Consider the following 22,750-nt stretch of genomic DNA (forward strand, 5'->3'; position numbering starts at 1 on the left):
GAAGTAGATCTTGGCACCGCCGAGATGCTCTGTCAGCCGCTCAGCGAAATAGAGCGGCGAGGGACGGCCAGTATAGTGCGTGCCGAGATGTTCCAGCTCGGCCGCAAACGCCGGATCCTTCTTCGACGCCTCCCAGTGTGCCTCCAGGTCAAGGATCAGTGGCATCAGCGTTTCGGCAACGAAACGACCGCCGAAAATGCCGAACATGCCCTGCTCGTCGGGTCCGGTGCGGAAGGAGTTTGGTTCAGCCGGCTTGTTCATGCCGTCTCCTCTGGTCGCGCTCTTCCTGCGCCGCACGCGGCGTGGAAGAAGGCGCGGATCAAATCCGGGTCTTTCTCGCCCGGCGCGCGCTCCACGCCCGACGAAACGTCGATGCCGCGCGGGCGGCAGAGCCGGAGGGCTGCGCCGATATTTGCGGCATTCAGGCCACCCGAAAGCATGTAATCCACATCGCCGTCAAGAAAAGTCAGAAGCCGCCAGTCGAACGGGATGCCGTTGCCGCCGGGAAGCTCCGCACCCACCGGTGGCTTGGCGTCGAGCAGGAAGCGGTCGGCGATGCCGCGATAGGCGCCGATACCTTCCAGATCCGCCGCCTCGCGCACCGACACCGCCTTCATCACCGGCAGGCCGTAGCGCGCCTTTAGCGCAGCCACCCGCTCGGGGCTTTCCTTACCATGCAGCTGCAGCATGTCCGGCTCCATGCCTTCGATGATGTGCGCCAGCGTCTCGTCGTCGGCATCCACCGACACCGCCACCGCCTTCGCCCGGCCACGCGCCGCCTGCCGCAGGCGTGTGGCCGCCTTCACCGCCACGTTGCGCGGGCTCTTTTCGAAGAAGATGAAGCCCAGATGGCTCGCCCCGCCGTCAAGCGCGGCGGCCACCGCCTCCTCGGTCTTCAGGCCGCAGATTTTGATGTCGAGTTCCATGAGGCTGGAAGTGGCATGAAATGGCGGTAGAGTCGAGGGTGGAGCGAATAGTGAGTGGTAGTGGTCTCCCTGGGGGTGCCGCGGGTCATTTCCTGCCTCTCCGATACGATTTCCCGCTATTCACTACTCACTAAAACTTATTGCCTGCAGCGCCATCCCGTTCCTTTTCAGCCACGCCTTGCAGCGCTCCGTATCCGGGCACAGCTCCTTGCACAGCTTCCAGAAGCGAGAGCCGTGGTTCATCTCCTTCAGATGGGCTACCTCGTGCGCCACCAGATAGTCGATGACCCCCGGCGGAGCCATCATGATACGCCAGGAAAAGGAGAGTGTGCCGTCGGACGTGCAGGAGCCCCAGCGGCTGGTCGTGTCGCGGTAGCGGATCGCCCTGGCACGCCGGCCGACCCTTTCGGTGTGCCTGGCGACCAGCATCTCGATGTCTCTCCGCGCCTCCCGTTTCAGGAAGTCCGCCAGCCGACGCGGCAGGTGCCTGCGGTCGCCTTTCACCACCAGCGCCGGCTGGCCGTCGATCGTCGTCACGTCGACCGTACCGCGCCGGCTTGGCTCGTGCACGATCAGATGCGGCACGCCGCGCAGCGGGATCTTTATGCCTGGCCGCACCAGGGGCCGATCGGGCAGCTTCTTCAGCCGCTCCTCCAGCCAGCCCTCGTGGCGCGCCAGGAAGCGCTCCACCTCGCGAAGCGAAAGGCCGGGCGGGATGGTAACGCGTAGGCCCGCGCCGCCTGGCGCTATCCGCAAGGTCAGGCGCCGCGCGCGGGCGTTTTCAACGATCTTCAGGAGCAGTTCGCGGCCGGCCACCCGATGAATCTGTTCCACGGGCGGTGCTGTCACCTTCAATGGGGCTCTTTTGAACGGGCGGGGCAGCATTCGAACAGAATAGATGATTCGGGACGGCAGAAGAGTCGTAAAAAGGAGAGAAGTTCAGGGAAACAGAAAACGGCGCCCGGAGGGGCGCCGCCTGTAGGGGCAGGGAAAAGTGTTTCGAAGGCTGGTCAGTCTTCGTCCTTTGCCTTGCGCTTGCTCGAATTACGGCCAGGCTTACGCTCGTTCATGAAGCGGTCGAACTCTTCCTGATCCTTGGCACGGCGCAGTTCGCGCACATACTCATCGAACTCCTCGCGCATGGCGTCGAGCTTGCGGCGCTCCTCGGCTAGGCGCTCCAGCTCCTTCTCGCGCCAGTCGTCGAAGGCGATATTTCCCGTGCGGGCGTGGGCGCGGGAGGCGCGGCGGCAGTTGGCAAACATGCCGTCGGTGGCGCGATTCACGTCGCGCTTGAATTCGCCAAGCCTGTCGCCCCAAAGAATGTAGGCGAGCATGGCGAGACCGAGCGGCCAGAACACCATGAAGCCGATCACCATCAGGGCGATCGTCGCCGGCGTCCAAGCCGGGCGTAGCAGTGCAGAGTTGGTCATGTCACCTGTTCCTCATCGGTTGCAGTCAGGCGCGGCCGCACAGATGGAAATGGGGAAAGCTAGGACCGGTTTCAAGGCATAGTTCAAAACGGTAACGGTTATCAGGGGAGGGTGCCGCGCCCTGGAGGAGCGGCCCACCGCTATCTAGCCCGCTCTACCAGCGACGCCGCAACACGCAGGATCAGGTCGATATCCTGCGGCCGCGACAGGCGATGATCGCCGTCGCGGACGAGCGACAGGGTGACGTCGTCGGCCGGCAGGTGCTCGACTAGCCGCATGGCGTGGCTGTAGGGCACGTCGGGGTCAGCCATGCCCTGCAGGATGTGCACGGGGCAGTGGGTGTCGATGATGCCTTCAAGCACACGGTTCCTACGCCCGTCTTCGAACAGCGCCCTGGTGTAGACATTCGGCTCCGGCGAATATTCGGAGGGTTCCTCGATATGGCCCTGGGTTTCCAGCGCCTGCCGCTGCGCGGCCGTCAACTCCGGCTCCATCAGCTCTGTCGTGAAATCCGGTGCCGGCGCCAGGAGCAGAAGCCCGCCGACACGCCCGTCTTCACCCGCCTTCTGCAACTCCTGCACCATCCGGAGTGCGATCCAGGCGCCCATGGAGGAGCCGACCAGGATTTGCGGACCTTCCGTGAAACGGCGGACGACGGCGAGGCTCTCAGTGAGCCATCGGGAGATAGTGCCGTCGGTAAAAGCGCCGCCCGATTCGCCGTGACCGGAGTAGTCGTGCCTGGTGGCGGCGAGGCCCTTTTCGCCCGCCCAGGCGTCCAGGGCTTCGGCCTTGGTGCCCTTCATGTCCGAACGGTAGCCGCCGAGCCATACGAGGCCCGGCACGCGACCCGGCCGGTGGCGCACGGCGATCTCGGTACCGTCGACTTCTATGCGGGTCGGTTCGCTCTGGTTCATCCGCGTCCTCCTGTCGCAAGGTGTTCTGGCACGGGCGCCGTTCCGGCGAAAGAGCATAGAGCAATCCGCCGTTCCGTCTCTCTTCCACGTGATTCTTTTGCTTGGTTATGCTATTGACACATGGCTCGCCAAGCGCACATAGCCATCGGCTCGACGCTACGGGCCAGACCGTTCCGTCAACGACTTGAGGAGACGAAGACCATTCGCAGACCGTTCAAAGCGCCGCCTACGGTGAAGGAGGGCCCCCGCGCCAATCGTGAAATCCGGGCTCCCCGGGTTCAGCTTATCGATGACGAAGGCAACAACCGGGGCATTGTCGCGACCGAGGAAGCCTTGCTGACGGCCGAAGAGGCCGGGCTTGACCTTGTCGAGGTATCGCCCAATGCCGATCCGCCCGTGTGCAAGATCACCGATCTCGGCAAGCTGAAATACCAGAGCCAGAAAAAGGCCGCGGAAGCCCGCAAGAAACAGAAGACCATCGAGATCAAAGAGATCAAGATGCGGCCCAACATCGACACTCATGACTATGAGACGAAGATGAAGGCCGTGCGCCGGTTCTTCGAGGAGGGCGACAAGGTGAAGCTGACTTTGCGCTTTCGCGGACGTGAAATGGCCCACCTTGAGCTTGGCATGAAGCTATTGAATCGCGTGCGCGAGGAGGTAGAGCCGATCGCCAAGGTCGAGGCTGAGCCGAAGCTCGAGGGCCGCCAGATGATGATGGTGCTTGCCCCGAAATAGCCTAGATGCCGATTATGCCTTGCGCGGGTTGAAGCACATTGCTGCCGCGCAAGGCGAAAGGGCAAAATCATAAAATGAGTGGTGAAACGGCAAAGGCGATGGCCGCCTATCAGGCCATGCGGCGCTATGTTTTGGCGTTCCTTATCGGCGTGATCTGCTTTCTGCTGATATTCAGCAGCTCGCTGCAGAGCGAAATGATGCACGAGTTGCTGGAAGCATATGGCCTCGCCCTGATCCTTGTCGGCATCGGCGGCCGGCTGTGGTCCACCCTCTATATAGGCGGGCGCAAGTCGGCGGAGGTGGTCTCCACCGGCCCCTATTCCGTCGTGCGCAACCCGCTCTACTTCTTCTCGACCCTTGCGGCGGCGGGGGTCGGGGCGCAGACTGGCAGCTTTGCGATAACGGCGCTTGCAGCCGCCTTCTGCATGATTGCCTTTTACGTCGTGGCCCTGCGCGAGGAGCGCCACCTGAAGGCCGTGCTCGGTGAGCCCTATCGGGCCTATCTGGAAAGGGTGCCTCGCTTCTTTCCCGATCCGAGGCTTTTCAAGGATCGGGACGAGGTGACCTTTCGGCCGCGCATATTCAATCGAACGCTGGTCGACGGACTTGCGTTTTTTGCCGCACTTCCGTTTTTCGAGCTGATCGAGCGCGGGCAGGAAATGGGGCTGATCTCCGTCCTTTTCCGGCTGTACTGACGGAATCCGCGCGGCTATTGCGTGAGCTGAAACTTGCTGATATGAGGCACGCCTCGTGCGAGCCGGCCGGCAGGGCATGCCGTGGCGGCTCTTAATGCTTCCGGACTCTTGGTCCGGGCAGAACTATAAGGGCGCATTCGCGCCGATAATCGGAGAAGCAAAATGCCCAAGATGAAGACTAAGTCTTCTGCCAAAAAGCGGTTCAAGGTAACCGCCACCGGCAAGGTAAAGGTTGCGGCCGCTGGCAAGCGCCACGGCATGATCAAGCGTTCCAACAAGTTCATCCGCGATGCGCGGGGCACGATGGTTCTTTCCGATCCCGATACGAAGATCGTGAAGAAGTTCATGCCCTACAGCTTCTGAGTGAACCGGTTTTAAGGAGATCATGTCATGGCCCGCGTAAAAAGGGGCGTTACCGCCCACGCCAAGCACAAGAAGGTCTTGAAGTCCGCCAAGGGCTTCTACGGCCGCCGCAAGAACACCATCCGCACCGCCAAGCAGGCGGTCGAGAAGTCGCTGCAGTATGCCTATCGCGACCGCAAGAACCGCAAGCGCAATTTCCGCGCCCTGTGGGTGCAGCGCATCAACGCCGCCGCCCGCGAGCACGGCCTGACCTATGGCCGCTTCATCGATGGCCTCAACAAGGCCGGGATCGAGATCGACCGCAAGGTGCTGGCCGACATGGCCGTGCACGAGCCGCAGGCTTTCGCCGCGCTCGTTGCCAAGGCCAAGACGGCGCTTGAGTATCTCAAGAACACCACGCCGAACGCTTTTGAAAGCGCTGTCGCCTAAGGTCAGCGCTTCCCGAAGCAGGAACGGATTTTTTCGGGAAACCCGCGCTGGCAGGCTGGCGCGGGTTTTTTCGTGAAGGCAAGGACGATGGAAGATAAGAACGCAAGCGACGATGCGCTTCCGACGCCCGGCAAAGTCCCGGATTCCGCCGCACGGGACGGCGCATCGCCGGCAATGGCCAAGACAGGAGTCGAAGGAAGGACGATGAGCGATCTGGAGCAACTCGAACGAACGATCCTGAACGAGATCGCCGCGACCGGCGACGAGCAGGCACTCGAGAGCGTGCGTGTTTCGGCTCTCGGCAAGAAGGGATCGATTTCTGAGAAGCTGAAGACGCTCGGCGCCATGTCGCCGGAGGAGCGCCAGGTGATGGGGCCGGCCATCAACGGCCTGAAGAACCGAGTCGCCGAGGCGTTGACCGCCCGCCGCGCCGAGCTGCGCGATGCGGCGATCGCCGAGCGGCTGGAGCGCGAGAAGGTGGACGTGACGCTGCCCCTCTCCCGCCCGCCGGCAGAGCGCGGCCGCATCCACCCCATCACGCAGGTGGTCGACGAAATCACCGCCATCTTCGGCGATCTCGGTTTCGCCATCGCCGAGGGCCCGGACATCGAGACGGACTACTACAATTTCACCGCGCTCAACTTCCCCGAAGGCCATCCGGCACGCGAGATGCACGATACCTTCTTCCTTGAGCCGGATGAGAACGGCGAGCGCAAGCTGCTGCGCACGCACACCTCGCCTGTGCAGATCCGCACCATGGAGGCGCAAAAGCCGCCGATCCGCATTGTCATCCCCGGCAAGACCTACCGGGCGGATTCGGACGCCACGCACACGCCGATGTTCCACCAGCTCGAAGGGCTGGTGATTGACCGTACGGCGAATGTCGCCAACATGAAGTGGGTTTTGACCGAGTTCTGCAAGGCCTATTTCGAGGTGCCGTCGCTCAATATGCGCTTCCGGCCGAGCTATTTCCCCTTCACGGAGCCGAGCCTGGAGGTCGACATCCAATGCGACCGCTCGAAGCCCGGCGAGGTGCGTTTCGGCGAGGGCAGCGACTGGATGGAGATCCTGGGCTGCGGCATGGTGCACCCGAACGTGCTGCGCTATGGCGGGCTCGACCCGGACGAATACCAAGGCTTTGCCTGGGGCATGGGCATCGACCGCATCGCTATGCTGAAATACGGCATGCCGGACCTGCGCGCCTTCTTCGACGCCGACGTCCGCTGGCTCCAGCACTACGGCTTCCGCCCGCTCGACATGCCGACGCTGTTTGCGGGGTTGAGTTCATGACGGCACTTCATACAGGCGGCTGTCGTTGCGGTGCCGTCCGGTTCATGGCGGATGCCGAACCGATCCGGAGTTCCTATTGCCACTGCAGCGACTGCCGTAAGGCGACGGGCGCCCCTGTTACAGCTTTTGTGGGTTTTGAGCAGGATGCGGTCGTCTTCGAAGGCGAAGCACGCCGCAGCTTCCGCAACGGTCGAATGGAGCGGAGCTTCTGCGGAGTGTGCGGAAGTCCGCTGGACTATCGCGACGATGGACTGCCGGGGAATATTTACGTCTATCTAGGCGTGATGAACGAGCCCGAGCGCTTCGCGCCGACGCTGCACGCCTTTGAAAGCGAGCGCCTGTCCTTCCTGAAGGTGGATGATGAGCTGCCGCGGTTCGACCGCTTCAGCGTCGAGCGCTGACAGTAATTCCTGAGGATCATTTGCGATGAAGTTCACACTCTCCTGGCTCAAGGATCACCTCGAAACCGAGGCCACGCTTGGCGAGATCGTCGACACGCTCACCATGATCGGCCTCGAGGTCGAATCCGTCGACGATAAGTCTGCCCTGAAGCCGTTCGTTATCGCGAAGGTGCTGACGGCGGAAAAGCATCCTGATGCGGACAAGCTGAAGGTGCTGACGGTCGATGCCGGCGACGGCAAGCCCGTGCAGGTCGTGTGCGGCGCCCCCAACGCGCGCGCCGGGCTCATCGGCGCCTTCGCCGCACCCGGCACCTACATCCCCGGCATCGACACCACGCTCTCAGTTGGCAAAATCCGCGGCGTGGAAAGTCACGGCATGATGTGCTCAGAGCGTGAGCTGCAGCTTTCCGACGAACATACGGGCATCATCGATCTGGCCGAGGACGCTCCGGTGGGCACCTCCTTCGCCGAATGGGCGAAACTCGATGACCCAATCATCGAGATCGGGCTGACGCCGAACCGGCCGGACTGCACCGGCGTCTACGGCATCGCTCGCGATCTGGCCGCCGCGGGGCTGGGGCGCCTGAAGGACGGGACGGTCGAGCCGGTCTCCGGCAGCGGCGCCTGTCCGGTGGATGTGCGGATCGAGGCGCCGGATCTCTGTCACGGTTTCGCGCTGCGCGCCGTGCGCGGGGTCAGGAATGGTCCCTCGCCCAAATGGATGCAGCAACGGCTGATCGCCATCGGCCTGCGCCCGATCAATGCGCTGGTCGATATCACCAACTATGTCACCTTCGACCGTGGCCGCCCCTTGCACGTCTTCGACGCCGCCAAGGTGACAGGCGACCTGACCGTCCGCCGCGCCAAAGAGGACGAGACGGTGCTGGCGCTCGACGAGCGCGAATACCGGCTTTCGCCGGAGGTCTGCGTCATTGCCGACGAGAACAGCGTCGAATCGATCGCCGGCATTATGGGCGGCGAGCATTCCGGCTGCAGCGCGGAGACGACGGATGTGCTCATCGAATCGGCCCTGTGGGAGCCGACAAACATCGCCCGCACCGGCCGTGATCTCGGCATTATCACCGACGCGCGCTACCGCTTCGAGCGCGGGGTGGACCCTGAGTTCATGGTCGGCGGCATGGAACTGGCCACCCGACTCGTCCTGGAGATTTGCGGCGGCGAGGCCACTGAGGCGCGTGTTGTCGGTTATCAGGGGCACACGCCGAAAACGGTCTCCTTCCCGCCTGCCGAGGTGAAGCGGCTTACCGGGCTCGACGTGCCGCCCGAGGAAAGCCTCGCCATCCTCTCGCGCCTCGGCTTCGCACCGCAAGGCGCGGGCGAGACGGTGGAGGTCGCCGTCCCCTCCTGGCGGCCAGACGTCGATGGAAAGGCCGACCTTGTGGAAGAGGTGATGCGCATTCACGGCGTCAGCGAGATCGCACCCGGGCCGATGATCTCGCACGACGCCGTCAGCGGTCGCATACTCACCACCCTGCAGGTGCGCACGCGCCAGGCCAAGCGCGCACTTGCCGCGCGCGGCATGATGGAGGCCGTCACCTGGTCGTTCATCCCCGCCGATCATGCAAAGCTCTTCGGCGGCGGGCAAAGGGCATTAACGCTCGCCAACCCCATCGCCGCCGATATGTCGACCATGCGCCCGTCGCTTCTGCCCGGTCTGGTCACCGCCGCGCAACGCAACGCCGACCGCGGCTTCGCCGACGTGGCGCTGTTCGAGGTCTCGGGCGCCTATGAGGGCGACAGCCCGGAGGGCCAGCGCCGCGTGGCGGCCGGCATCCGCCGCGGCACTGCACGGCTGGAGGGCGAGGGCCGCCACTGGGCCGGCAACGCCGCGCCCGTCGGCGTCTTCGAGGCCAAGGCCGACGCGCTCGCCGTGCTCGAAACCGGCGGCGCTCCGGTGGACAAGCTGCAGATCGAGGCTGGCGGGCCGGACTGGTATCACCCCGGTCGTTCGGGCACGATCAAGCTAGGCCCGAAGATAGTGCTCGGCACCTTCGGCGAGTTCCACCCGAAGACGTTGGAGGCGCTGGATGTTTCCGGCCCGCTGTGCGGTTTCGAGGTCTTCATCGACGCGATCCCCGAGCCGAAGGCCAGGGCGACGCGCACGAAGCCGCGCCTCGACCTTTCGCCCTTCCAGGCGGTTAAGCGGGACTTCGCCTTCGTGGTCGACAGGGCCGTCGAGGCCGGCACGCTGACCCGCGCCGCGGCAAGCGCCGACAAGAAGCTGATCTCGGACGTCAGCGTTTTCGACGTCTTTGCGGGCGCTGCTCTTGGGCCGGACAAGAAGTCCATCGCCATCGAGGTGACGATCCAACCGGTGGAAAGAACGCTGACGGATGAGGATTTCGAGGCGGTCGCGGGAAGAATCGTGGAGAATGTCGGCAAGCAGACAGGCGGCGTGTTGAGAAGCTGAGCGAATGGGGAGGAGGGGCGCCGATGGATCACTTGAGATACGCCGGCGCTTCTTCCAAGGCGCAGCGAGCGGCCTTCCTCGACATCGTCTGGCGCGACCCGCTGGTGCGCGAGGCGCTCCAGCGCGCGCGCAACCTCGATCTGCCGCACTGGTGGATCGTCTCGGGCACGCTCTACAACACGATCTGGAACAACCTCACCCGTCGCCCGAGTGGCTACGGCATCAAGGACATCGACTTTTTCTACTTCGACGACAGCGATCTCTCCTGGGGGGCGGAGGATGTCATCATCCGGCGGGGCGAGGAAGTCTTCGCGGGACTTCCCAAGCCCGTAGAGATCCGCAACCAGGCGCGCGTCCATCTATGGTACGAGCAACGCTTCGGCAGGAAATGCCCACCGCTTTCCTCGTGTCGCGATTCGATCGCCCGTTTCGCCACCCGCACCCATGCCGTCGGCGTGCGCCTTGAACATGGCGGTGGACTTGAGCTGTGTGCCCCTTACGGTCTCGAAGACATCTTCGCATTCCGCGTCGTGCCGAACCGCATCGTCGATAATCGTGCCATCCATGAGACCAAGGCCGCCCGTGCCAAAGCGACTTGGCCGGAGCTGACCGTGATACCGTGGTGAAGTTCCGTACCCCCTCAGCACGAAGGGTGCCCGCAACGGCTTTGCCGGCTGCTTTGCCAGCCGAACATGACGACCGCAACGCGCCGCGTTAATCTGCTGGCATAAGCCACGTCTCATGTTTCGCAACAGGAGAGACGGCTACCGCCTTGTCGCGATCGCTTTTCATTGGATGGCCCGGATCGTCGGCCAGATCGGCCTCGGCCTCCTCATGCTTCGGGTGGCCGACCAGCGCCTCGCCAGTCCGCCGCACCGGCGAGGACATGGCGACCATCGAAGGCAACCTCACGGCTCGCGGCCGGATCTTCCAAGAGACGTTTCACGTCAGGCTTGCGAGGCGGCGCAACAAGGGAGCCTGCGCTTTCATGTCCGCGGCAAGGTCTTCCGCTCCCGCTATGGCATGGATGTCGGGACGCCGCCCTTCTCCAACGTCGTACTTCGATATGGACCTCGCCTCCGTGCGCCGATAGTCTCGCCGCGCTTGTTTCAGGAGGTGTCATGTTCCGTTGGGGTATTCTGTCGACGGCCAAGATCGGCCGCGAGTTCGTCATTCCGCAGCTTCTGGACGCGGAGAACGGAGTGGTCACCGCCATCGCCAGCCGCGACGAGGCGCGGGCGAAAGCCGTTGCCGAGCGCTTCGGCATCCCGCATGCTTTTTCCTCCTACGAAGCGCTGCTCGCCTCGCCGGAGGTGGACGGCGTCTACATTCCGCTCCCCACCTCGCAGCATGTGGAATGGGCGGTGAAGGCGGCGGACGCCGGCAAGCACGTGCTGGTGGAAAAGCCGCTGGCGCTCAACGCCGACGATATCCGTCAGGTGATCGAGGCGCGCGACCGCAACCGAGTGCTCGTCTGCGAGGCCTTCATGGTCACGTACCATCCGCAATGGCACAAGGCGCGGGAATTGATCGCCGAGGGTGCCATCGGCCGCCTGCGCCATGTGCAGGGTGCCTTCACCTATCACAATGTCGACCCCGGCAACATGCGCAACCGGCCGGAGCTCGGCGGCGGCGGCCTGCCCGACATCGGCGTCTATCCGACCGTCGCCACGCGCTTCGTCACCGGCTGCGAGCCGGAGCGCCTTCAGGCGGTCGTCGAGCGCGACGCCAAATTCGGCACGGATACCTATGCCAGCGTCAAGGCGGACTGCGGTGGCTTCGAGATGAGCTTCTACGTGTCCACGCAGATGGCGGCGCGGCAGGTGATGGTGTTTCACGGCGACAAGGGCTTCATCGAGGTGGAGACGCCGTTCAATTCGCGCGTCTACGGCGACGACCGCGTCATCCTGCACAGCGCCGACCACGGAACCTCGACCGTCTACCGCTACGGCGACATCCGCCAGTACCGCCGCCAGGCGGAAGCCTTCGCCCGTGCGGCCGGTGGCGAGGACGCGTCGGTCTTCACGCTGGAGGAGTCGGTGAAGAATCAGAAGGTGATTGACGCCATCTACCGCGCAGCTGCCCATGACGGCTGGGAACAGGTCTAGCAACCCGCTTCAGGATCGGCCGTTTCCTGCCGCTATCTTGTGCCGGATCAGGCACATGCCGCCTTGCGTGATAAAAATGCTGTTCTTATATACGCGGCGAAGTCGCGGCTTGTGCGTCTCACCGACCGAAGCATCGCGGCATTTCGGTATGAACAGGGGCTGTTGCCTGGAACGCCTGAATGGGTCCTGACAGTCTGCTAAGCGGAGAGAATAGATGGCAAAAGTAATCGGTATCGACCTCGGAACAACCAATTCCTGCGTCGCCGTCATGGACGGCAAGGACGCGAAGGTCATCGAGAACGCGGAAGGCGCGCGCACCACGCCCTCCATCGTCGCCTTTACCGATTCGGACGAGCGTCTGGTCGGCCAGCCGGCCAAGCGTCAGGCTGTGACCAATCCCGAAAACACGCTTTTCGCGATCAAGCGCCTCATCGGCCGCCGCTACGATGACCCGGTCACGGAAAAGGACAAGAAGCTCGTTCCCTACAAGATCGTCAAGGGCGACAATGGCGATGCCTGGGTCGAGGCCGGCGGCAAGAAGCAGTCGCCCAGCCAAATCTCGGCGATGATCCTGCAGAAGATGAAGGAGACGGCCGAATCCTATCTCGGCGAGAAGGTCGAGAAGGCGGTCATCACCGTTCCCGCTTATTTCAACGACGCCCAGCGCCAGGCCACGAAGGACGCCGGCAAGATTGCCGGTCTGGAAGTGCTGCGCATCATCAACGAGCCGACCGCGGCCGCGCTCGCCTATGGCCTCGATAAGAAAGAAGGCAAGACCATCGCCGTCTATGACCTTGGCGGCGGCACCTTCGACATCTCCATTCTCGAGATCGGCGACGGCGTGTTCGAGGTGAAGTCGACCAATGGCGACACCTTCCTCGGCGGTGAAGATTTCGACATGCGGCTCGTCAATTACCTTGCCGACGAGTTCAAGAAGGAGCAGGGCATCGATCTGAAGAACGACAAGCTCGCCCTCCAGCGCCTGAAAGAGGCTGCGGAGAAAGCCAAGATCGAGCTGTCGTCCGCTTCCCAGACCGAAATCAACCTGCCCTTCATCACCGCCGATCAGACCGGGCCGAAGCACCTGGCCATCAAGCTGACGCGCGCCAAGTTCGAGAACCTGGTCGAAGATCTCATCAAGCGCACCGTCGATCCCTGCAAGGCTGCTCTCAAAGACGCCGGCCTTAACGCGGGCGAGATCGACGAGGTGGTGCTCGTTGGCGGCATGACGCGCATGCCCAAGGTGCAGGAGACGGTGAAGTCCTTCTTCGGCAAGGAGCCGCACAAGGGCGTGAATCCGGACGAGGTTGTCGCCATGGGCGCCGCCATCCAGGCCGGCGTGCTGCAGGGCGACGTCAAGGACGTGCTGCTGCTCGACGTGACGCCGCTGTCGCTCGGCATTGAGACGCTGGGCGGTGTCTTCACGCGGCTCATCGACCGCAACACGACCATCCCGACCAAGAAGAGCCAGGTCTTTTCGACCGCCGAGGACAACCAATCGGCGGTGACGATCCGTGTCTTCCAGGGCGAGCGCGAGATGGCGGCGGACAACAAGATGCTTGGCCAGTTCGACCTCGTCGGCATCCCGCCCGCACCGCGCGGCGTGCCGCAGGTGGAGGTGACCTTCGACATCGACGCCAACGGCATCGTCAACGTTTCGGCCAAGGACAAGGGCACCGGCAAGGAGCAGCAGATTCGCATCCAGGCCTCCGGCGGCCTCTCTGACGACGAGATCGAGAATATGGTAAAGGACGCCGAGGCCAACGCCGAGGCCGACAAGAAGCGCCGCGAGACGGTCGAGGTGAAGAACCAGGCCGAAGCGCTTATCCACTCCTCGGAGAAGTCGCTTGCCGACTATGGCGACAAGGTTTCCGAGGACGATCGCAAGGCCATCGAGAACGCGATTGCCGAGTTGAAAACGGCCACCGAGGGCGACGACGTGGAGGCCATCAAGGCCAAGACCACCGCGCTCGCCGAGGCTTCCATGAAGCTCGGACAGGCCATGTACGAGGCAAATCAGGCCGAGGGTTCGGAGGAGGCCTCCGCCGAGGGCGAGGCCAAGTCCAGCGACGATGTCGTCGACGCCGACTTCGAGGAGATCGACGAGGACGACAAGAAGTCGGCCTGACCGGCGTTTGCGGAATAACAGGAAGGCCCGGGCGTCGTTGCCCGGGCCTTCTTCTTTTCGGGACTGTCAGCGGCTGACGGCTTTCAAAATCCCGCAGACTATGGCATTCGCACTGCGGAACACCTAAATAGCGGGCACCGGCCGGGGACAGTGGTGCCGGGTCCAGAAGAACATGCGGGATCTTTAATTCATGAAGGCAGATTTTTACGAGACGCTCAGCGTGTCGAGAAACGCCGACGAGAAGGAACTAAAGAGCGCATTCCGCAAGCTCGCCATGAAGTATCACCCGGACCGCAACCCAGGCGATACCGAGGCGGAGCAGAAGTTCAAGGAAATCAACCTCGCCTACGAGACGCTGCGCGACCCGCAGAAGCGCGCAGCCTACGACCGCTTCGGCCACGCCGCCTTCGAGAATGGCGGCATGGGCGGGCGCGGCGCCGGCTTTGGCGGTAGCGGCTTCGCCGATATTTTCGAGGACATTTTCGGGGACATCATGGGCGGCGGGCGCCGTCGCTCCGGCGGCCGCGACCGGGGCGCGGACCTTCGCTACAACATGGAAATCACGCTCGAGGAGGGCTATACCGGCAAGACGGCGCAGATCCACGTGCCCACGTCGGTGAGCTGCGATGAATGCTCCGGCTCGGGCGCCAAGCCCGGCTCCTCCCCGGCACAGTGTTCCATGTGCCACGGCGCCGGCCGCGTGCGCGCCGCGCAGGGCTTCTTTTCGATCGAGCGCACCTGCCCGCAGTGCCAGGGCCGCGGCGAGATCATCAAGGATCCCTGCACGAAATGCTCCGGGCAAGGGCGCGTCGTCGAGGAGCGCTCGCTTTCCGTCAACATCCCGGCCGGCATCGAGGACGGCACGCGCATTCGCCTCGCCGGCGAGGGCGAGGCCGGACTGCGCGGCGGCCCGGCGGGCGATCTCTACATCTTCCTGTCCGTCAAGCCGCACGAGTTCTTCCAGCGCGACGGCGCCGATCTCTATTGCAAGGTCCCCATCTCCATGACGACCGCCGCCCTCGGCGGCTCTTTCGAGGTCGCCACCCTCGACGGCACCCAGACCCGCGTGAAAGTGCCCGAGGGCACGCAGAATGGCCGCCAGTTCCGCATGCGCGGCAAGGGCATGCCAATTCTCAGGCAACCGCAGGTGGGCGATCTTTATATCCAGGTGGCGGTGGAGACACCGCAGAACCTGACGCGCAAACAGCGTGAACTGTTAGAAGAGTTCGAGAAAATCTCCTCCAGCGAGAACAGCCCGCAGTCGACGGGCTTCTTTGCTCGCATGAAAGATTTCCTAGAGTCTTTCGGCGACTAGGCCTGTTCAGGAACAATGCTATAAGAATGGTATTGATGGTATAACCGGCATGAAAAAGGCCCCTCAGGGCCCGATTGCCCGTCTTCCTGCCGGCGAACCCGATCCGGTGCCAAGGGCGGGAAGTGTGGGCGAGCAACCCTGGCCTGTGGGGGAGTGAGTGAAATGGGAAAAAATTTACATCTGGGTAAGGCGCTCGCTGAACGGTTCGATGAAGAGCTGCGCTTCTTCCGCGGCTGGATAGACAAGCCGAAGGCGGTCGGCTCCATCGTTCCGACAAGCGGTGTGACCGCCCGCCGCATGGCCTCGATCGTGCGTCCCGAGCGGGACGACATGGTGTTGGAGCTGGGCCCCGGCACTGGCGTCATCACCCGCGCAATCCTCGAGTGCGGCATAAAGCCGGAGAACCTCGTTTCCATCGAGTATTCGAGTGATTTCGTCAGGCGGCTGCGGGACGATTTCCCGGGCGTGAATATCGTCCATGGCAGCGCTTTCGAGCTCGACGCGGTGCTCGCTCCCTGGACGGACCGCACCTTCGACAGCGTAATCTCCGCCATTCCGCTGCTCAACTTCCCGATGCCGGAGCGCATTGCTCTGATCGAGCAGATCCTGGACCTGCTGCCGGTTGGGCGGCCCGTCGTGCAGATAACCTATGGTGCGCTTTCGCCGGTGCCCGCGGGCCGCGGCAGCTATTCCGTCGAGCGTTTCGACTTCGTCATGCGCAACATTCCGCCGGCGCATCTGTGGATCTACCGCCGCGCCGCACAGGCGTGAACGGCCGTTCATTTATCGTTCCGCGCACTGATCGCTGCCGGCTGTTGCACCACGGCATCGATGGCTTTTAGAAGGGCGGCAATCTGGAGAGGCTCATGACGGTGCGAATCCTGGTTTTCGCCGGCTCGATCCGCAGCGGCGCCTTCAGCGGCAAGACCGCCGACGCGGCCGTGAAGGAGCTGGCGCTGCAGGGTGCCGAAGTCACGCGCATCTCGCTCGCTGACTACCCCCTGCCCATCCTCAACCAGGACCTGGAGCAGGAGAGGGGTGTGCCGGAAAACGCCGTGAAGCTGGCGCAAATGATCGCCGCCCACGACGGTCTCCTGATCGCCACGCCAGAATACAACTCCTCCCTGCCGCCTTTGTTGAAGAACACCATCGATTGGATCAGTCGCGTCAAAGCAGACGCCAAAGGTCGCTCCCTTCGCGCCTTCAGCGGAAAGCCGGTAGGGCTCTGCTCCTCCTCGAGCGGCGCCTATGCCGGCGCGCGTGCCATCATCCACCTGCGCGGCGTGCTCGTGCACTGCCAGGCGGAGGTGGTCACACCGCAATGCTCCGTGGCGCGCGGTGCGGAGGCCTTCGATGAGAGTGGCGATTTCGTGGAGGAGCGACTGCAGAAGGCGATGGCCAAGGTCTGCCGCACGCTGATCGAGCGCTCACGCATGCTGTCGACGCGGGTGGAGGCGTGAAGGCCTTCTATCTCACGCACCCGCAGGTCGAGATAGAACCGGAGCGCCCCGTTCCCGAATGGCGCCTTTCCGACGGGGGGAGGCAACGGGTCGACGCCATGCTCGGGAAGACATGGTTGCGGTCCGTCGGGTGCATCGTCTCCAGCGCAGAGTTGAAGGCCGTCGAGACGGCGGCGTTGATCGCAGCTTACCTGCGTGTCGCGGTCGAGATCGATCCGGAGATGGGAGAGAACGACCGCTCGGCGACGGGCTTTCTGCAGCCCGACGAATTCGAGGCCGCCGCCGACCGGTTCTTTGCCGAACCGGATAAAAGCTGGCAAGGCTGGGAAAGGGCGGTGGACGCTGCCGATCGCATCGAAACCGCAGTGCGCCGCGTGCTGGATCGTCCGCAGCCCGTGCCCACGCTCCTGGTCGGGCATGGCGGTGTCGGCACCTTACTCAAATGCCGGATTGGCGGCCGCCCCATTTCCAGACGGGAAGATCAGCCCGCGGGAGGCGGAAACCTCTTCGCCTTCGGGATTGCCAGCTTCGAACTCTTATGCGACTGGACGCCGATGGAAACATTCGAGGGGGTGGACCATGCCGGCTGACGAGATGCGCGACCGCCTGATCGTCGGGCTAGACGTGCCCACGCTCGCCGAGGCCGAGAAGGCGGTGGCCGAACTGGGCGACACCGTGGGCTTCTACAAGATCGGCTATCAGCTCGCCTTCGCCGGTGGTTTAGGCTTTGCGCAGGAGCTAGTGCAGTCGGGCAAGAAGGTCTTCCTCGACATGAAGCTGCTCGACATCGACAATACCGTCGCCAAAGGCGTCGAGAATATCGCCCGCATGGGCGTCACCATGCTGACGTTGCACGCTTACCCCAAGGCCATGCGCGCTGCCGTTGCCGCGGCCGAAGGCTCCGGCCTGTGCCTGCTTGGCGTCACAGTGCTCACTTCCATGGACGAGCAAGACCTGATCGACGCCGGCTATGAATACGACCCACACACGCTGGTGCTACGCCGCGCCGAGCAGGTGCGTGACGCCGGCATGGGCGGCGTCGTCTGCTCGGCGGCCGAAGCCGAAGCCGTTCGCGCCATCGTCGGGCCGGATCTGGCGGTCGTCACGCCGGGTATACGCCCCGCGGGTGCTGCCCTTGGCGACCAGAAGCGCGTGATGACGCCCGCCGGCGCCATCCGCGCCGGCGCCAGCCATCTGGTCGTCGCCCGCCCCGTGGTTGCCGCAGCCGACCGCAGGGCCGCCGCCGAAACGATCCTGGCGGAAATGCTCACTGCCGCCTGAAGACTGACAACCGAGGGGAGGGGAAAAATGCCCAAGGCCTATTGGATTGCCCACGTGGATGTGCGCGACCCGGAGCGCTACAAGGACTATGTGGCGACGGCAAAGCCCGCCTTCGAGCGCTTCGGCGCCCGGTTTCTGGCGCGCGGCGGAGCCTATGAAGCCATGGAAGGCAAGGGGCGCGGGCGCAATGTGGTGATCGAGTTCCCGTCCATGCAGGCGGCCACGGACTGCTATAATTCCCCCGATTACCAGGCCGCCAAGGCCATCCGCCAAGAGGTGGCCGACGCCGAAATGATCATCGTCGAAGGCTATGAGGGCTGAACCGCGCGCACGATGACGGAACATGGACTGCCGGCAGGCTACGCCATCCGCGCCTACCGCTCGGACGATGCAGCCGTGCTGGCAGGAGTGGACGTCCGCGCTTCCGCACTTTTTGCAGCGTTCGGGTATCCCTCGCTGGCTGACAATCCGCGGATGACACCGGCGGAATTCGACGCCTTTGCTGGAAAGAATGAGACCCTGGTCGCCGTTCATCATGGTGGCGAGGCGGTGGGCTATGCGGTTCTCCATCCACTCGCCGGTTTCCTGCATTTGCGGGAGCTCGCCGTCGATCCCGACCATGGGCGCCGCGGCATCGGCACGGCGTTGCTTAATGCTGCGATCGACAGAAGCCGCGAGGAAGGCCACGAAGGTGTTTCGCTGACGACCTTTCGCGACCTTCCCTTCAATGAGCGTTTCTATGCCGGAGAGGGCTTCGTTGAATGCGCCCTTAATGCCGCTCCCGCCCCCCTCGCCAGGCAATTTCTGACGGAAGTGCCACCGGGAATCGCAGCCGAAAGGCGGCTTTTGATGCTGCGACGCAACATCCCCTGACTTGAAAGCGGCCTGGGGAGTGCATAAGTTTCAGTAAGTTAACTAGGATAGCAGTTGCCTCTATTGCAATGCACCAAACCTGCGTTAGTTTGAACCGTCGTCCATTGCCGCAGCGCAAGCCGCTTTGCCGGACACGCGACCGGCAATAAGGGTCCCGCGTCGGAAAGGTCTCTCTTGTATTACCAGCTTTACGAATTCAACCACGCGGCCCTGCAACCAGCACGGGCTTATGCCCAAGCAGTACGGCTCCTCTACGCCAATCCTTTCAATCCAGCCGCAAGCACACCCTGGGGCCGCACCATCGCCGCGGCCGCAGAGATGTTCGAGCGCACCACCCGCCGCTACGGCAAGCCGGAATTCGGCATCGAATCGACCGTGGTGGACGGCAAGACGGTCGCCGTCTCCGAGCAGGTGGTCTGGTCGCGGCCCTTTTGCCGGCTGATCCGCTTCGTGCGTGACCTGCCGGCCGGCCGCGAGCCGGATGCCAGGCTCCTGATGGTGGCGCCCATGTCCGGCCATTACGCAACGCTGCTGCGCGGCACGGTGGAAGCGATGCTGCCGCACGCCGATGTCTATGTCACCGACTGGACGGACGCGCGCATGGTGCCCCTGTCGGACGGCCGTTTCGACCTCGACGACTACGTCGACTATCTCATCGAGATGTTCCGCGTGCTCGGGCCCGGCGCCCATGTCATGGGCGTGTGCCAGCCTTCCGTGCCGGTGCTTGCGGCGGTGGCGCTGATGGAGGCGCGCGGCGACAGAAACCTGCCGGCCACCATGACGCTGATGGGCGGGCCCATCGACACGCGACGCAATCCCACCGCCGTCAACCAACTGGCCGAGGAGCGCGGTATCGATTGGTTCCGCGACAACGTTATCATGCAGGTGCCGTGGCCGAACCCGGGCTTCCTGCGCCATGTCTATCCGGGCTTCCTGCAACTCTCCGGCTTCATGAGCATGAATCTCGACCGGCACATCACGGCCCACAAGGAATTCTTCATGCACCTTGTGGATGGCGATGGTGATTCGGCGGAAATGCACCGCGACTTCTACGACGAATATCTGGCAGTTATGGATCTGACGGCGGAGTTCTACCTGCAGACCGTCGACACCGTCTTCATCCGCCATTCGCTGCCGAAGGGCGAGATGACGCATCGTGGCGAGCCGGTGGACCCCGCCGCCATACGCTCGGTCGCGCTTTTGACGGTCGAGGGCGAGAACGACGATATTTCCGGCGTCGGACAGACCGAGGCCGCGCAGGACCTCTGCGTCAATATCCCCAACACTATGCGTAGCCACTACCTGCAACCCGTAGTCGGCCATTACGGCGTCTTCAATGGGTCGCGGTTCAGGGCCGAGATCGCCCCGCGCATCATCGATTTCATCGATGCCCACAGCACTTCCGCCGCAAAGGCGAAACGGGCGAACGGCGCACGCTGACAGCCTGTACCCTTGCCGAAGCCGCGCGGGGGCCGACAGCCGATGTAAACCATAAGGTGCACTTCCCCGATTTTATAATTGACAGCACCCGCTCCTAGCCTCTTAACTCTTCATTAAGAAAATACCGGGGAGCGCCAAAAATGGCAGCTAGGCGGGCGGGCATCAGCACCGCAATAGGGATTTGTATGGCTTTGAGTGGGCTCGGCACCGGGGTGGCGGCAGCGTCCGGTTCGATGGTGACGGGTGAGGCAACATCCCAGCCCGTCGGTCATTACGAGTTCTGCAAGAAGAGGCCGCGCGAGTGCGCCATCCGGCTGCGTGACAACGGGCCGGTCCGCATGACCGGAGCACTGCAACGGAAGATTTCCAGCATCAATCTCGCGGTCAACAGGTCCGTGAAGGCGATGAATGACCGCGACATCTACGGCAGGGAGGAAGTCTGGACTTATCCGGACAAGGGTATCGGCGACTGTGAAGACTATGTGCTGGAGAAACGCCGGCGGCTACAGCGAGCAGGTGTGCCTCTATCCAACCTCCTAATTACCGTCGTGCGCAAGCGCGACGGCGAGGGCCATGCGGTGCTGACCGTGCGGACGGATCAGGGTGACTTCATCCTCGACAATCTCAAGGACGAGGTGAAGTTGTGGAGCCATACGGGCTATCGGTATCTCAAGCGTCAGGCGAATGACCACACCGGCCGCTGGGTGAGCCTGCGCTCGGGGAACAACCTGCTTGTCGGCGCCGTCGGCAAATAGCGTCACGCGCCTAGTCGGAACCGCCACTTTTCATCCGCGCGGGCATACAGTGCCGCGCCCTCTCCGATGGTCGAACTGGAAGTTGCGCAGCCGCTCTATGCTGGACCGGCTGGTGCCGAAATCGTCGAGCGAGACGCGGATGTCCTTTCGCCTGAGGTCATCGACCTCAGATTCAGCTAACCCCACCGCAGAGGTGAGTTATCGCGCCATGCTCACGCCGCCTGCGCCAGGCGCTCGCCGGCAACGCGGTAGGAGATGGCCTCGGCAAGATGGATGCGGCCGACTTGCCGCGCTCCGTCGAGATCGGCCAGTGTGCGCGCGACCTTGAGCACCCGGTGATAGGCGCGGGCCGACAGACCCATTTTCTCGCTCGCATCCCGGAGCAGCGAGAGGCCGGCAGCATCAGGCGCGGCGATGTCTTCGACCAGGGCGGGTGAGCAGCGCGCATTTGTCGTCCATCCGGGCAGGCCGAGATGGGCAAAACGCTCCCGCTGGATTTCGCGGGCGCGGGCGACGCGTGCAGCGACGGTTGCGCTGTCCTCCGCCTTGCCGGGTTGGATGAGGTCGCCGGCCGAGACGGCCGGCACGTCGACGCGCAGGTCGATGCGGTCGAGCAGCGGGCCGGATATGCGCGCCTGATACTCCGTCTGACAACGCGGGCCACGCGCGCACCGGTGCCCTGGCCCGCCCGCCATTCCGCAACGGCAGGGATTCATCGCCGCGACGAGCTGGATCTGTGCCGGATAGCTCACCCGGTGGTTGGCCCGCGCGATGACGCATGCGCCGCTTTCCAGCGGCTGCCGCAGCGAGTCGAGCACCTGCGCTGTGAACTCCGGCAGTTCATCGAGGAAGAGCACGCCGTGATGGGCCAGCGACACCTCACCCGGCCGCGCACGCAGACCCCCACCGACCATCGCCGCCATGGACGCCGAATGGTGCGGCGCGCGGAAGGGGCGCCGGTCGGACAGGCGCCCGTCGGCAAGCTCACCGGCGATGGAGGCGACCATGGAGACCTCCAGAAGCTCCTTCGGCGACAGCGGCGGCAGGATGGACGGCAAACGCTGCGCCAGCATCGACTTGCCGGCACCCGGCGGGCCGACCATCAGGAGATTGTGGCCGCCGGCCGCCGCGACCTCCAACGCCCGCTTGGCACTCTCCTGACCCTTGATGTCGGACAAGTCGGGCAACACGCCGGGCGATGGCCCCAGAGCCGGCTCCGGCCGGCTCATCACCTGCGTGCCGCGGAAATGATTGGCCAGCGCGATCAGGCTGCGCGGCGCCAGAATATCGACATCCGTGCCTGCCCACGCGGCCTCCGGTCCGCAGTCATGCGGGCAGATGAGGCCCTTGCCCATGGCATTGGCGCCGATCGCCGCTGGCAGCACGCCGGCCACCCGCGCCACCGTGCCGTCGAGCGCCAGTTCGCCGAGCACCACATAGTCGGAAAGCGCATCCGCCGGCACGGCGCCGAGCGCGGCCATCAAGCCGAGAGCTATCGGCAGGTCGTAATGGCTGCCCTCCTTGGGAAGATCGGCAGGCGCGAGATTGATCGTCACCCGCTTGGGCGGCATGGAGAGGCCCGAGGCGTGGAGCGCCGCCTGCACCCGCTCGCGGCTCTCCGCCACCGCCTTGTCGCCCAGCCCGACAATCTGCATGCCCATCTTGCCGGGCGCAACCATCACCTGCACGTCGACGGGAACAGCCTCGATCCCCTCGAACGCAATCGTACGCACACGCGAAACCATGCAACCTCCCCCGCCCTGTGGCGCCCCT

Annotated in this window: 25 protein-coding genes and 1 pseudogene; 19 read left to right on the top strand and 7 right to left on the bottom strand. The window is 63.9% G+C overall.

Annotation, left to right across the window (positions count from 1 at the left end; genetic code table 11):
• The 5 genes and pseudogenes from N5A92_RS26235 to N5A92_RS26255 all read right to left on the bottom strand — a co-directional run.
• A pseudogene (locus N5A92_RS26235) lies at positions 1-261 on the bottom strand (tryptophan synthase subunit beta); the annotation flags it as partial.
• Positions 258-926 (bottom strand): phosphoribosylanthranilate isomerase, encoded by a 669-nt coding sequence (locus N5A92_RS26240; RefSeq protein WP_260907505.1) that lies wholly within the window; start codon positions 924-926, stop codon positions 258-260. The pseudogene N5A92_RS26235 and the gene N5A92_RS26240, both read right to left, overlap by 4 nt.
• A gap of 123 nt (positions 927-1,049) precedes the next feature.
• Positions 1,050-1,811 carry a M48 family metallopeptidase gene (locus N5A92_RS26245; protein ID WP_260907506.1) on the bottom strand — a complete coding sequence of 254 codons (762 nt, stop codon included), beginning with the start codon at positions 1,809-1,811 and terminating at the stop codon, positions 1,050-1,052.
• Positions 1,812-1,936: 125 nt separating this feature from the next.
• Positions 1,937-2,356 carry a DUF2852 domain-containing protein gene (locus tag N5A92_RS26250; RefSeq protein ID WP_260907508.1) on the bottom strand — a complete coding sequence of 140 codons (420 nt, stop codon included), beginning with the start codon at positions 2,354-2,356 and terminating at the stop codon, positions 1,937-1,939.
• A gap of 140 nt (positions 2,357-2,496) precedes the next feature.
• Positions 2,497-3,270, bottom strand: a complete 774-nt coding sequence (locus tag N5A92_RS26255; protein WP_260907509.1) for an alpha/beta hydrolase — start codon at positions 3,268-3,270, stop codon at positions 2,497-2,499.
• Positions 3,271-3,471: 201 nt separating this feature from the next.
• On the opposite strand from N5A92_RS26255, the gene infC reads away from it, so the two are divergent.
• From infC to N5A92_RS26295, 8 genes are all read left to right on the top strand, one after another.
• A complete protein-coding gene (gene infC, locus N5A92_RS26260) occupies positions 3,472-4,008 on the top strand; it encodes a translation initiation factor IF-3 (RefSeq protein ID WP_260907637.1) in 537 nt (178 codons plus the stop codon).
• 74 nt (positions 4,009-4,082) lie between these two features.
• Positions 4,083-4,703, top strand: coding sequence for a methyltransferase family protein (locus tag N5A92_RS26265; protein ID WP_260907512.1), 621 nt, complete (start codon positions 4,083-4,085; stop codon positions 4,701-4,703).
• A 162-nt stretch (positions 4,704-4,865) separates the two neighbouring features.
• Entirely contained in the window at positions 4,866-5,066 is a 201-nt protein-coding gene (gene rpmI, locus N5A92_RS26270; protein ID WP_260907513.1) for a 50S ribosomal protein L35, read from the top strand.
• Between the two features lie 27 nt (positions 5,067-5,093).
• Positions 5,094-5,495 carry a 50S ribosomal protein L20 gene (rplT, locus tag N5A92_RS26275; RefSeq protein WP_163264938.1) on the top strand — a complete coding sequence of 134 codons (402 nt, stop codon included), beginning with the start codon at positions 5,094-5,096 and terminating at the stop codon, positions 5,493-5,495.
• Positions 5,496-5,699: 204 nt separating this feature from the next.
• The gene (gene pheS / locus N5A92_RS26280; RefSeq protein WP_260907515.1) at positions 5,700-6,785 is read left to right on the top strand and encodes a phenylalanine--tRNA ligase subunit alpha; all 1,086 of its coding nucleotides are present in this window, start codon (positions 5,700-5,702) and stop codon (positions 6,783-6,785) included.
• On the top strand, positions 6,782-7,186 hold the full coding sequence (locus N5A92_RS26285; protein ID WP_260907517.1) for a GFA family protein: 405 nt from the start codon (positions 6,782-6,784) through the stop codon (positions 7,184-7,186). Before pheS ends, N5A92_RS26285 begins: the two co-directional genes overlap by 4 nt.
• A 25-nt stretch (positions 7,187-7,211) precedes the next feature.
• A complete protein-coding gene (gene pheT, locus N5A92_RS26290) occupies positions 7,212-9,617 on the top strand; it encodes a phenylalanine--tRNA ligase subunit beta (RefSeq protein ID WP_260907518.1) in 2,406 nt (801 codons plus the stop codon).
• Between the two features lie 23 nt (positions 9,618-9,640).
• A complete protein-coding gene (locus N5A92_RS26295) occupies positions 9,641-10,243 on the top strand; it encodes a nucleotidyltransferase family protein (protein ID WP_260907521.1) in 603 nt (200 codons plus the stop codon).
• An 88-nt stretch (positions 10,244-10,331) separates the two neighbouring features.
• On the opposite strand, the gene N5A92_RS26300 is transcribed toward N5A92_RS26295, so the two are convergent.
• Positions 10,332-10,514 carry a hypothetical protein gene (locus tag N5A92_RS26300; protein WP_260907523.1) on the bottom strand — a complete coding sequence of 61 codons (183 nt, stop codon included), beginning with the start codon at positions 10,512-10,514 and terminating at the stop codon, positions 10,332-10,334.
• Between the two features lie 224 nt (positions 10,515-10,738).
• Here N5A92_RS26300 and N5A92_RS26305 point away from each other — a divergent pair, with 224 nt between their 5' ends.
• From N5A92_RS26305 to N5A92_RS26355, 11 genes are all read left to right on the top strand, one after another.
• Positions 10,739-11,725 (top strand): Gfo/Idh/MocA family protein, encoded by a 987-nt coding sequence (locus tag N5A92_RS26305; protein WP_260907525.1) that lies wholly within the window; start codon positions 10,739-10,741, stop codon positions 11,723-11,725.
• 214 nt (positions 11,726-11,939) lie between these two features.
• Positions 11,940-13,853, top strand: coding sequence for a molecular chaperone DnaK (gene dnaK / locus N5A92_RS26310; protein WP_260907526.1), 1,914 nt, complete (start codon positions 11,940-11,942; stop codon positions 13,851-13,853).
• 190 nt (positions 13,854-14,043) lie between these two features.
• Positions 14,044-15,168 carry a molecular chaperone DnaJ gene (dnaJ, locus tag N5A92_RS26315; RefSeq protein WP_260907527.1) on the top strand — a complete coding sequence of 375 codons (1,125 nt, stop codon included), beginning with the start codon at positions 14,044-14,046 and terminating at the stop codon, positions 15,166-15,168.
• A 162-nt stretch (positions 15,169-15,330) separates the two neighbouring features.
• On the top strand, positions 15,331-15,939 hold the full coding sequence (gene pmtA / locus N5A92_RS26320; RefSeq protein ID WP_260907528.1) for a phospholipid N-methyltransferase PmtA: 609 nt from the start codon (positions 15,331-15,333) through the stop codon (positions 15,937-15,939).
• Between the two features lie 95 nt (positions 15,940-16,034).
• Positions 16,035-16,628, top strand: a complete 594-nt coding sequence (locus N5A92_RS26325; protein WP_260907529.1) for an NADPH-dependent FMN reductase — start codon at positions 16,035-16,037, stop codon at positions 16,626-16,628.
• Positions 16,625-17,218, top strand: coding sequence for a histidine phosphatase family protein (locus N5A92_RS26330; protein ID WP_260907530.1), 594 nt, complete (start codon positions 16,625-16,627; stop codon positions 17,216-17,218). Before N5A92_RS26325 ends, N5A92_RS26330 begins: the two co-directional genes overlap by 4 nt.
• Positions 17,208-17,909, top strand: a complete 702-nt coding sequence (gene pyrF / locus N5A92_RS26335) for an orotidine-5'-phosphate decarboxylase (RefSeq protein ID WP_260907531.1) — start codon at positions 17,208-17,210, stop codon at positions 17,907-17,909. The genes N5A92_RS26330 and pyrF overlap by 11 nt, the downstream gene beginning before the upstream one ends.
• 27 nt (positions 17,910-17,936) lie before the next feature.
• Positions 17,937-18,230 (top strand): DUF1330 domain-containing protein, encoded by a 294-nt coding sequence (locus N5A92_RS26340; protein WP_163264962.1) that lies wholly within the window; start codon positions 17,937-17,939, stop codon positions 18,228-18,230.
• 12 nt (positions 18,231-18,242) lie between these two features.
• A complete protein-coding gene (locus tag N5A92_RS26345) occupies positions 18,243-18,782 on the top strand; it encodes a GNAT family N-acetyltransferase (protein WP_260907532.1) in 540 nt (179 codons plus the stop codon).
• A gap of 174 nt (positions 18,783-18,956) precedes the next feature.
• A complete protein-coding gene (locus N5A92_RS26350) occupies positions 18,957-20,222 on the top strand; it encodes a polyhydroxyalkanoate depolymerase (RefSeq protein WP_260907533.1) in 1,266 nt (421 codons plus the stop codon).
• 185 nt (positions 20,223-20,407) lie between these two features.
• Complete coding sequence (locus N5A92_RS26355; protein WP_260907534.1) at positions 20,408-20,977, top strand: transglutaminase-like cysteine peptidase; 570 nt, start codon at positions 20,408-20,410, stop codon at positions 20,975-20,977.
• 212 nt (positions 20,978-21,189) lie between these two features.
• Here N5A92_RS26355 and N5A92_RS26360 read toward each other — a convergent pair whose 3' ends face one another.
• A complete protein-coding gene (locus N5A92_RS26360) occupies positions 21,190-22,722 on the bottom strand; it encodes a YifB family Mg chelatase-like AAA ATPase (protein ID WP_260907535.1) in 1,533 nt (510 codons plus the stop codon).
• Positions 22,723-22,750 lie beyond the last annotated feature (28 nt).

Source organism: Chelativorans salis (assembly GCF_025336525.1).
In the GTDB taxonomy this organism is placed as follows: domain Bacteria; phylum Pseudomonadota; class Alphaproteobacteria; order Rhizobiales; family Rhizobiaceae; genus Chelativorans; species Chelativorans salis.

Excerpts from the sequence above, each read along its gene's own strand:
- N5A92_RS26240 (WP_260907505.1), bottom strand. The coding sequence starts at position 926 with ATGGAACTCGACATCAAAATCTGCGGCCTGAAGACCGAGGAGGCGGTG.
- N5A92_RS26245 (WP_260907506.1), bottom strand. The coding sequence starts at position 1,811 with ATGCTGCCCCGCCCGTTCAAAAGAGCCCCATTGAAGGTGACAGCACCG.
- N5A92_RS26250 (WP_260907508.1), bottom strand. The coding sequence starts at position 2,356 with ATGACCAACTCTGCACTGCTACGCCCGGCTTGGACGCCGGCGACGATC.
- N5A92_RS26255 (WP_260907509.1), bottom strand. The coding sequence starts at position 3,270 with ATGAACCAGAGCGAACCGACCCGCATAGAAGTCGACGGTACCGAGATC.
- N5A92_RS26265 (WP_260907512.1), top strand. The coding sequence starts at position 4,083 with ATGAGTGGTGAAACGGCAAAGGCGATGGCCGCCTATCAGGCCATGCGG.
- rpmI (WP_260907513.1), top strand. The coding sequence starts at position 4,866 with ATGCCCAAGATGAAGACTAAGTCTTCTGCCAAAAAGCGGTTCAAGGTA.
- rplT (WP_163264938.1), top strand. The coding sequence starts at position 5,094 with ATGGCCCGCGTAAAAAGGGGCGTTACCGCCCACGCCAAGCACAAGAAG.
- pheS (WP_260907515.1), top strand. The coding sequence starts at position 5,700 with ATGAGCGATCTGGAGCAACTCGAACGAACGATCCTGAACGAGATCGCC.
- N5A92_RS26285 (WP_260907517.1), top strand. The coding sequence starts at position 6,782 with ATGACGGCACTTCATACAGGCGGCTGTCGTTGCGGTGCCGTCCGGTTC.
- pheT (WP_260907518.1), top strand. The coding sequence starts at position 7,212 with ATGAAGTTCACACTCTCCTGGCTCAAGGATCACCTCGAAACCGAGGCC.
- N5A92_RS26295 (WP_260907521.1), top strand. The coding sequence starts at position 9,641 with ATGGATCACTTGAGATACGCCGGCGCTTCTTCCAAGGCGCAGCGAGCG.
- N5A92_RS26300 (WP_260907523.1), bottom strand. The coding sequence starts at position 10,514 with ATGGTCGCCATGTCCTCGCCGGTGCGGCGGACTGGCGAGGCGCTGGTC.
- N5A92_RS26305 (WP_260907525.1), top strand. The coding sequence starts at position 10,739 with ATGTTCCGTTGGGGTATTCTGTCGACGGCCAAGATCGGCCGCGAGTTC.
- dnaK (WP_260907526.1), top strand. The coding sequence starts at position 11,940 with ATGGCAAAAGTAATCGGTATCGACCTCGGAACAACCAATTCCTGCGTC.
- dnaJ (WP_260907527.1), top strand. The coding sequence starts at position 14,044 with ATGAAGGCAGATTTTTACGAGACGCTCAGCGTGTCGAGAAACGCCGAC.
- pmtA (WP_260907528.1), top strand. The coding sequence starts at position 15,331 with ATGGGAAAAAATTTACATCTGGGTAAGGCGCTCGCTGAACGGTTCGAT.
- N5A92_RS26325 (WP_260907529.1), top strand. The coding sequence starts at position 16,035 with ATGACGGTGCGAATCCTGGTTTTCGCCGGCTCGATCCGCAGCGGCGCC.
- pyrF (WP_260907531.1), top strand. The coding sequence starts at position 17,208 with ATGCCGGCTGACGAGATGCGCGACCGCCTGATCGTCGGGCTAGACGTG.
- N5A92_RS26340 (WP_163264962.1), top strand. The coding sequence starts at position 17,937 with ATGCCCAAGGCCTATTGGATTGCCCACGTGGATGTGCGCGACCCGGAG.
- N5A92_RS26345 (WP_260907532.1), top strand. The coding sequence starts at position 18,243 with ATGACGGAACATGGACTGCCGGCAGGCTACGCCATCCGCGCCTACCGC.
- N5A92_RS26355 (WP_260907534.1), top strand. The coding sequence starts at position 20,408 with ATGGCTTTGAGTGGGCTCGGCACCGGGGTGGCGGCAGCGTCCGGTTCG.
- N5A92_RS26360 (WP_260907535.1), bottom strand. The coding sequence starts at position 22,722 with ATGGTTTCGCGTGTGCGTACGATTGCGTTCGAGGGGATCGAGGCTGTT.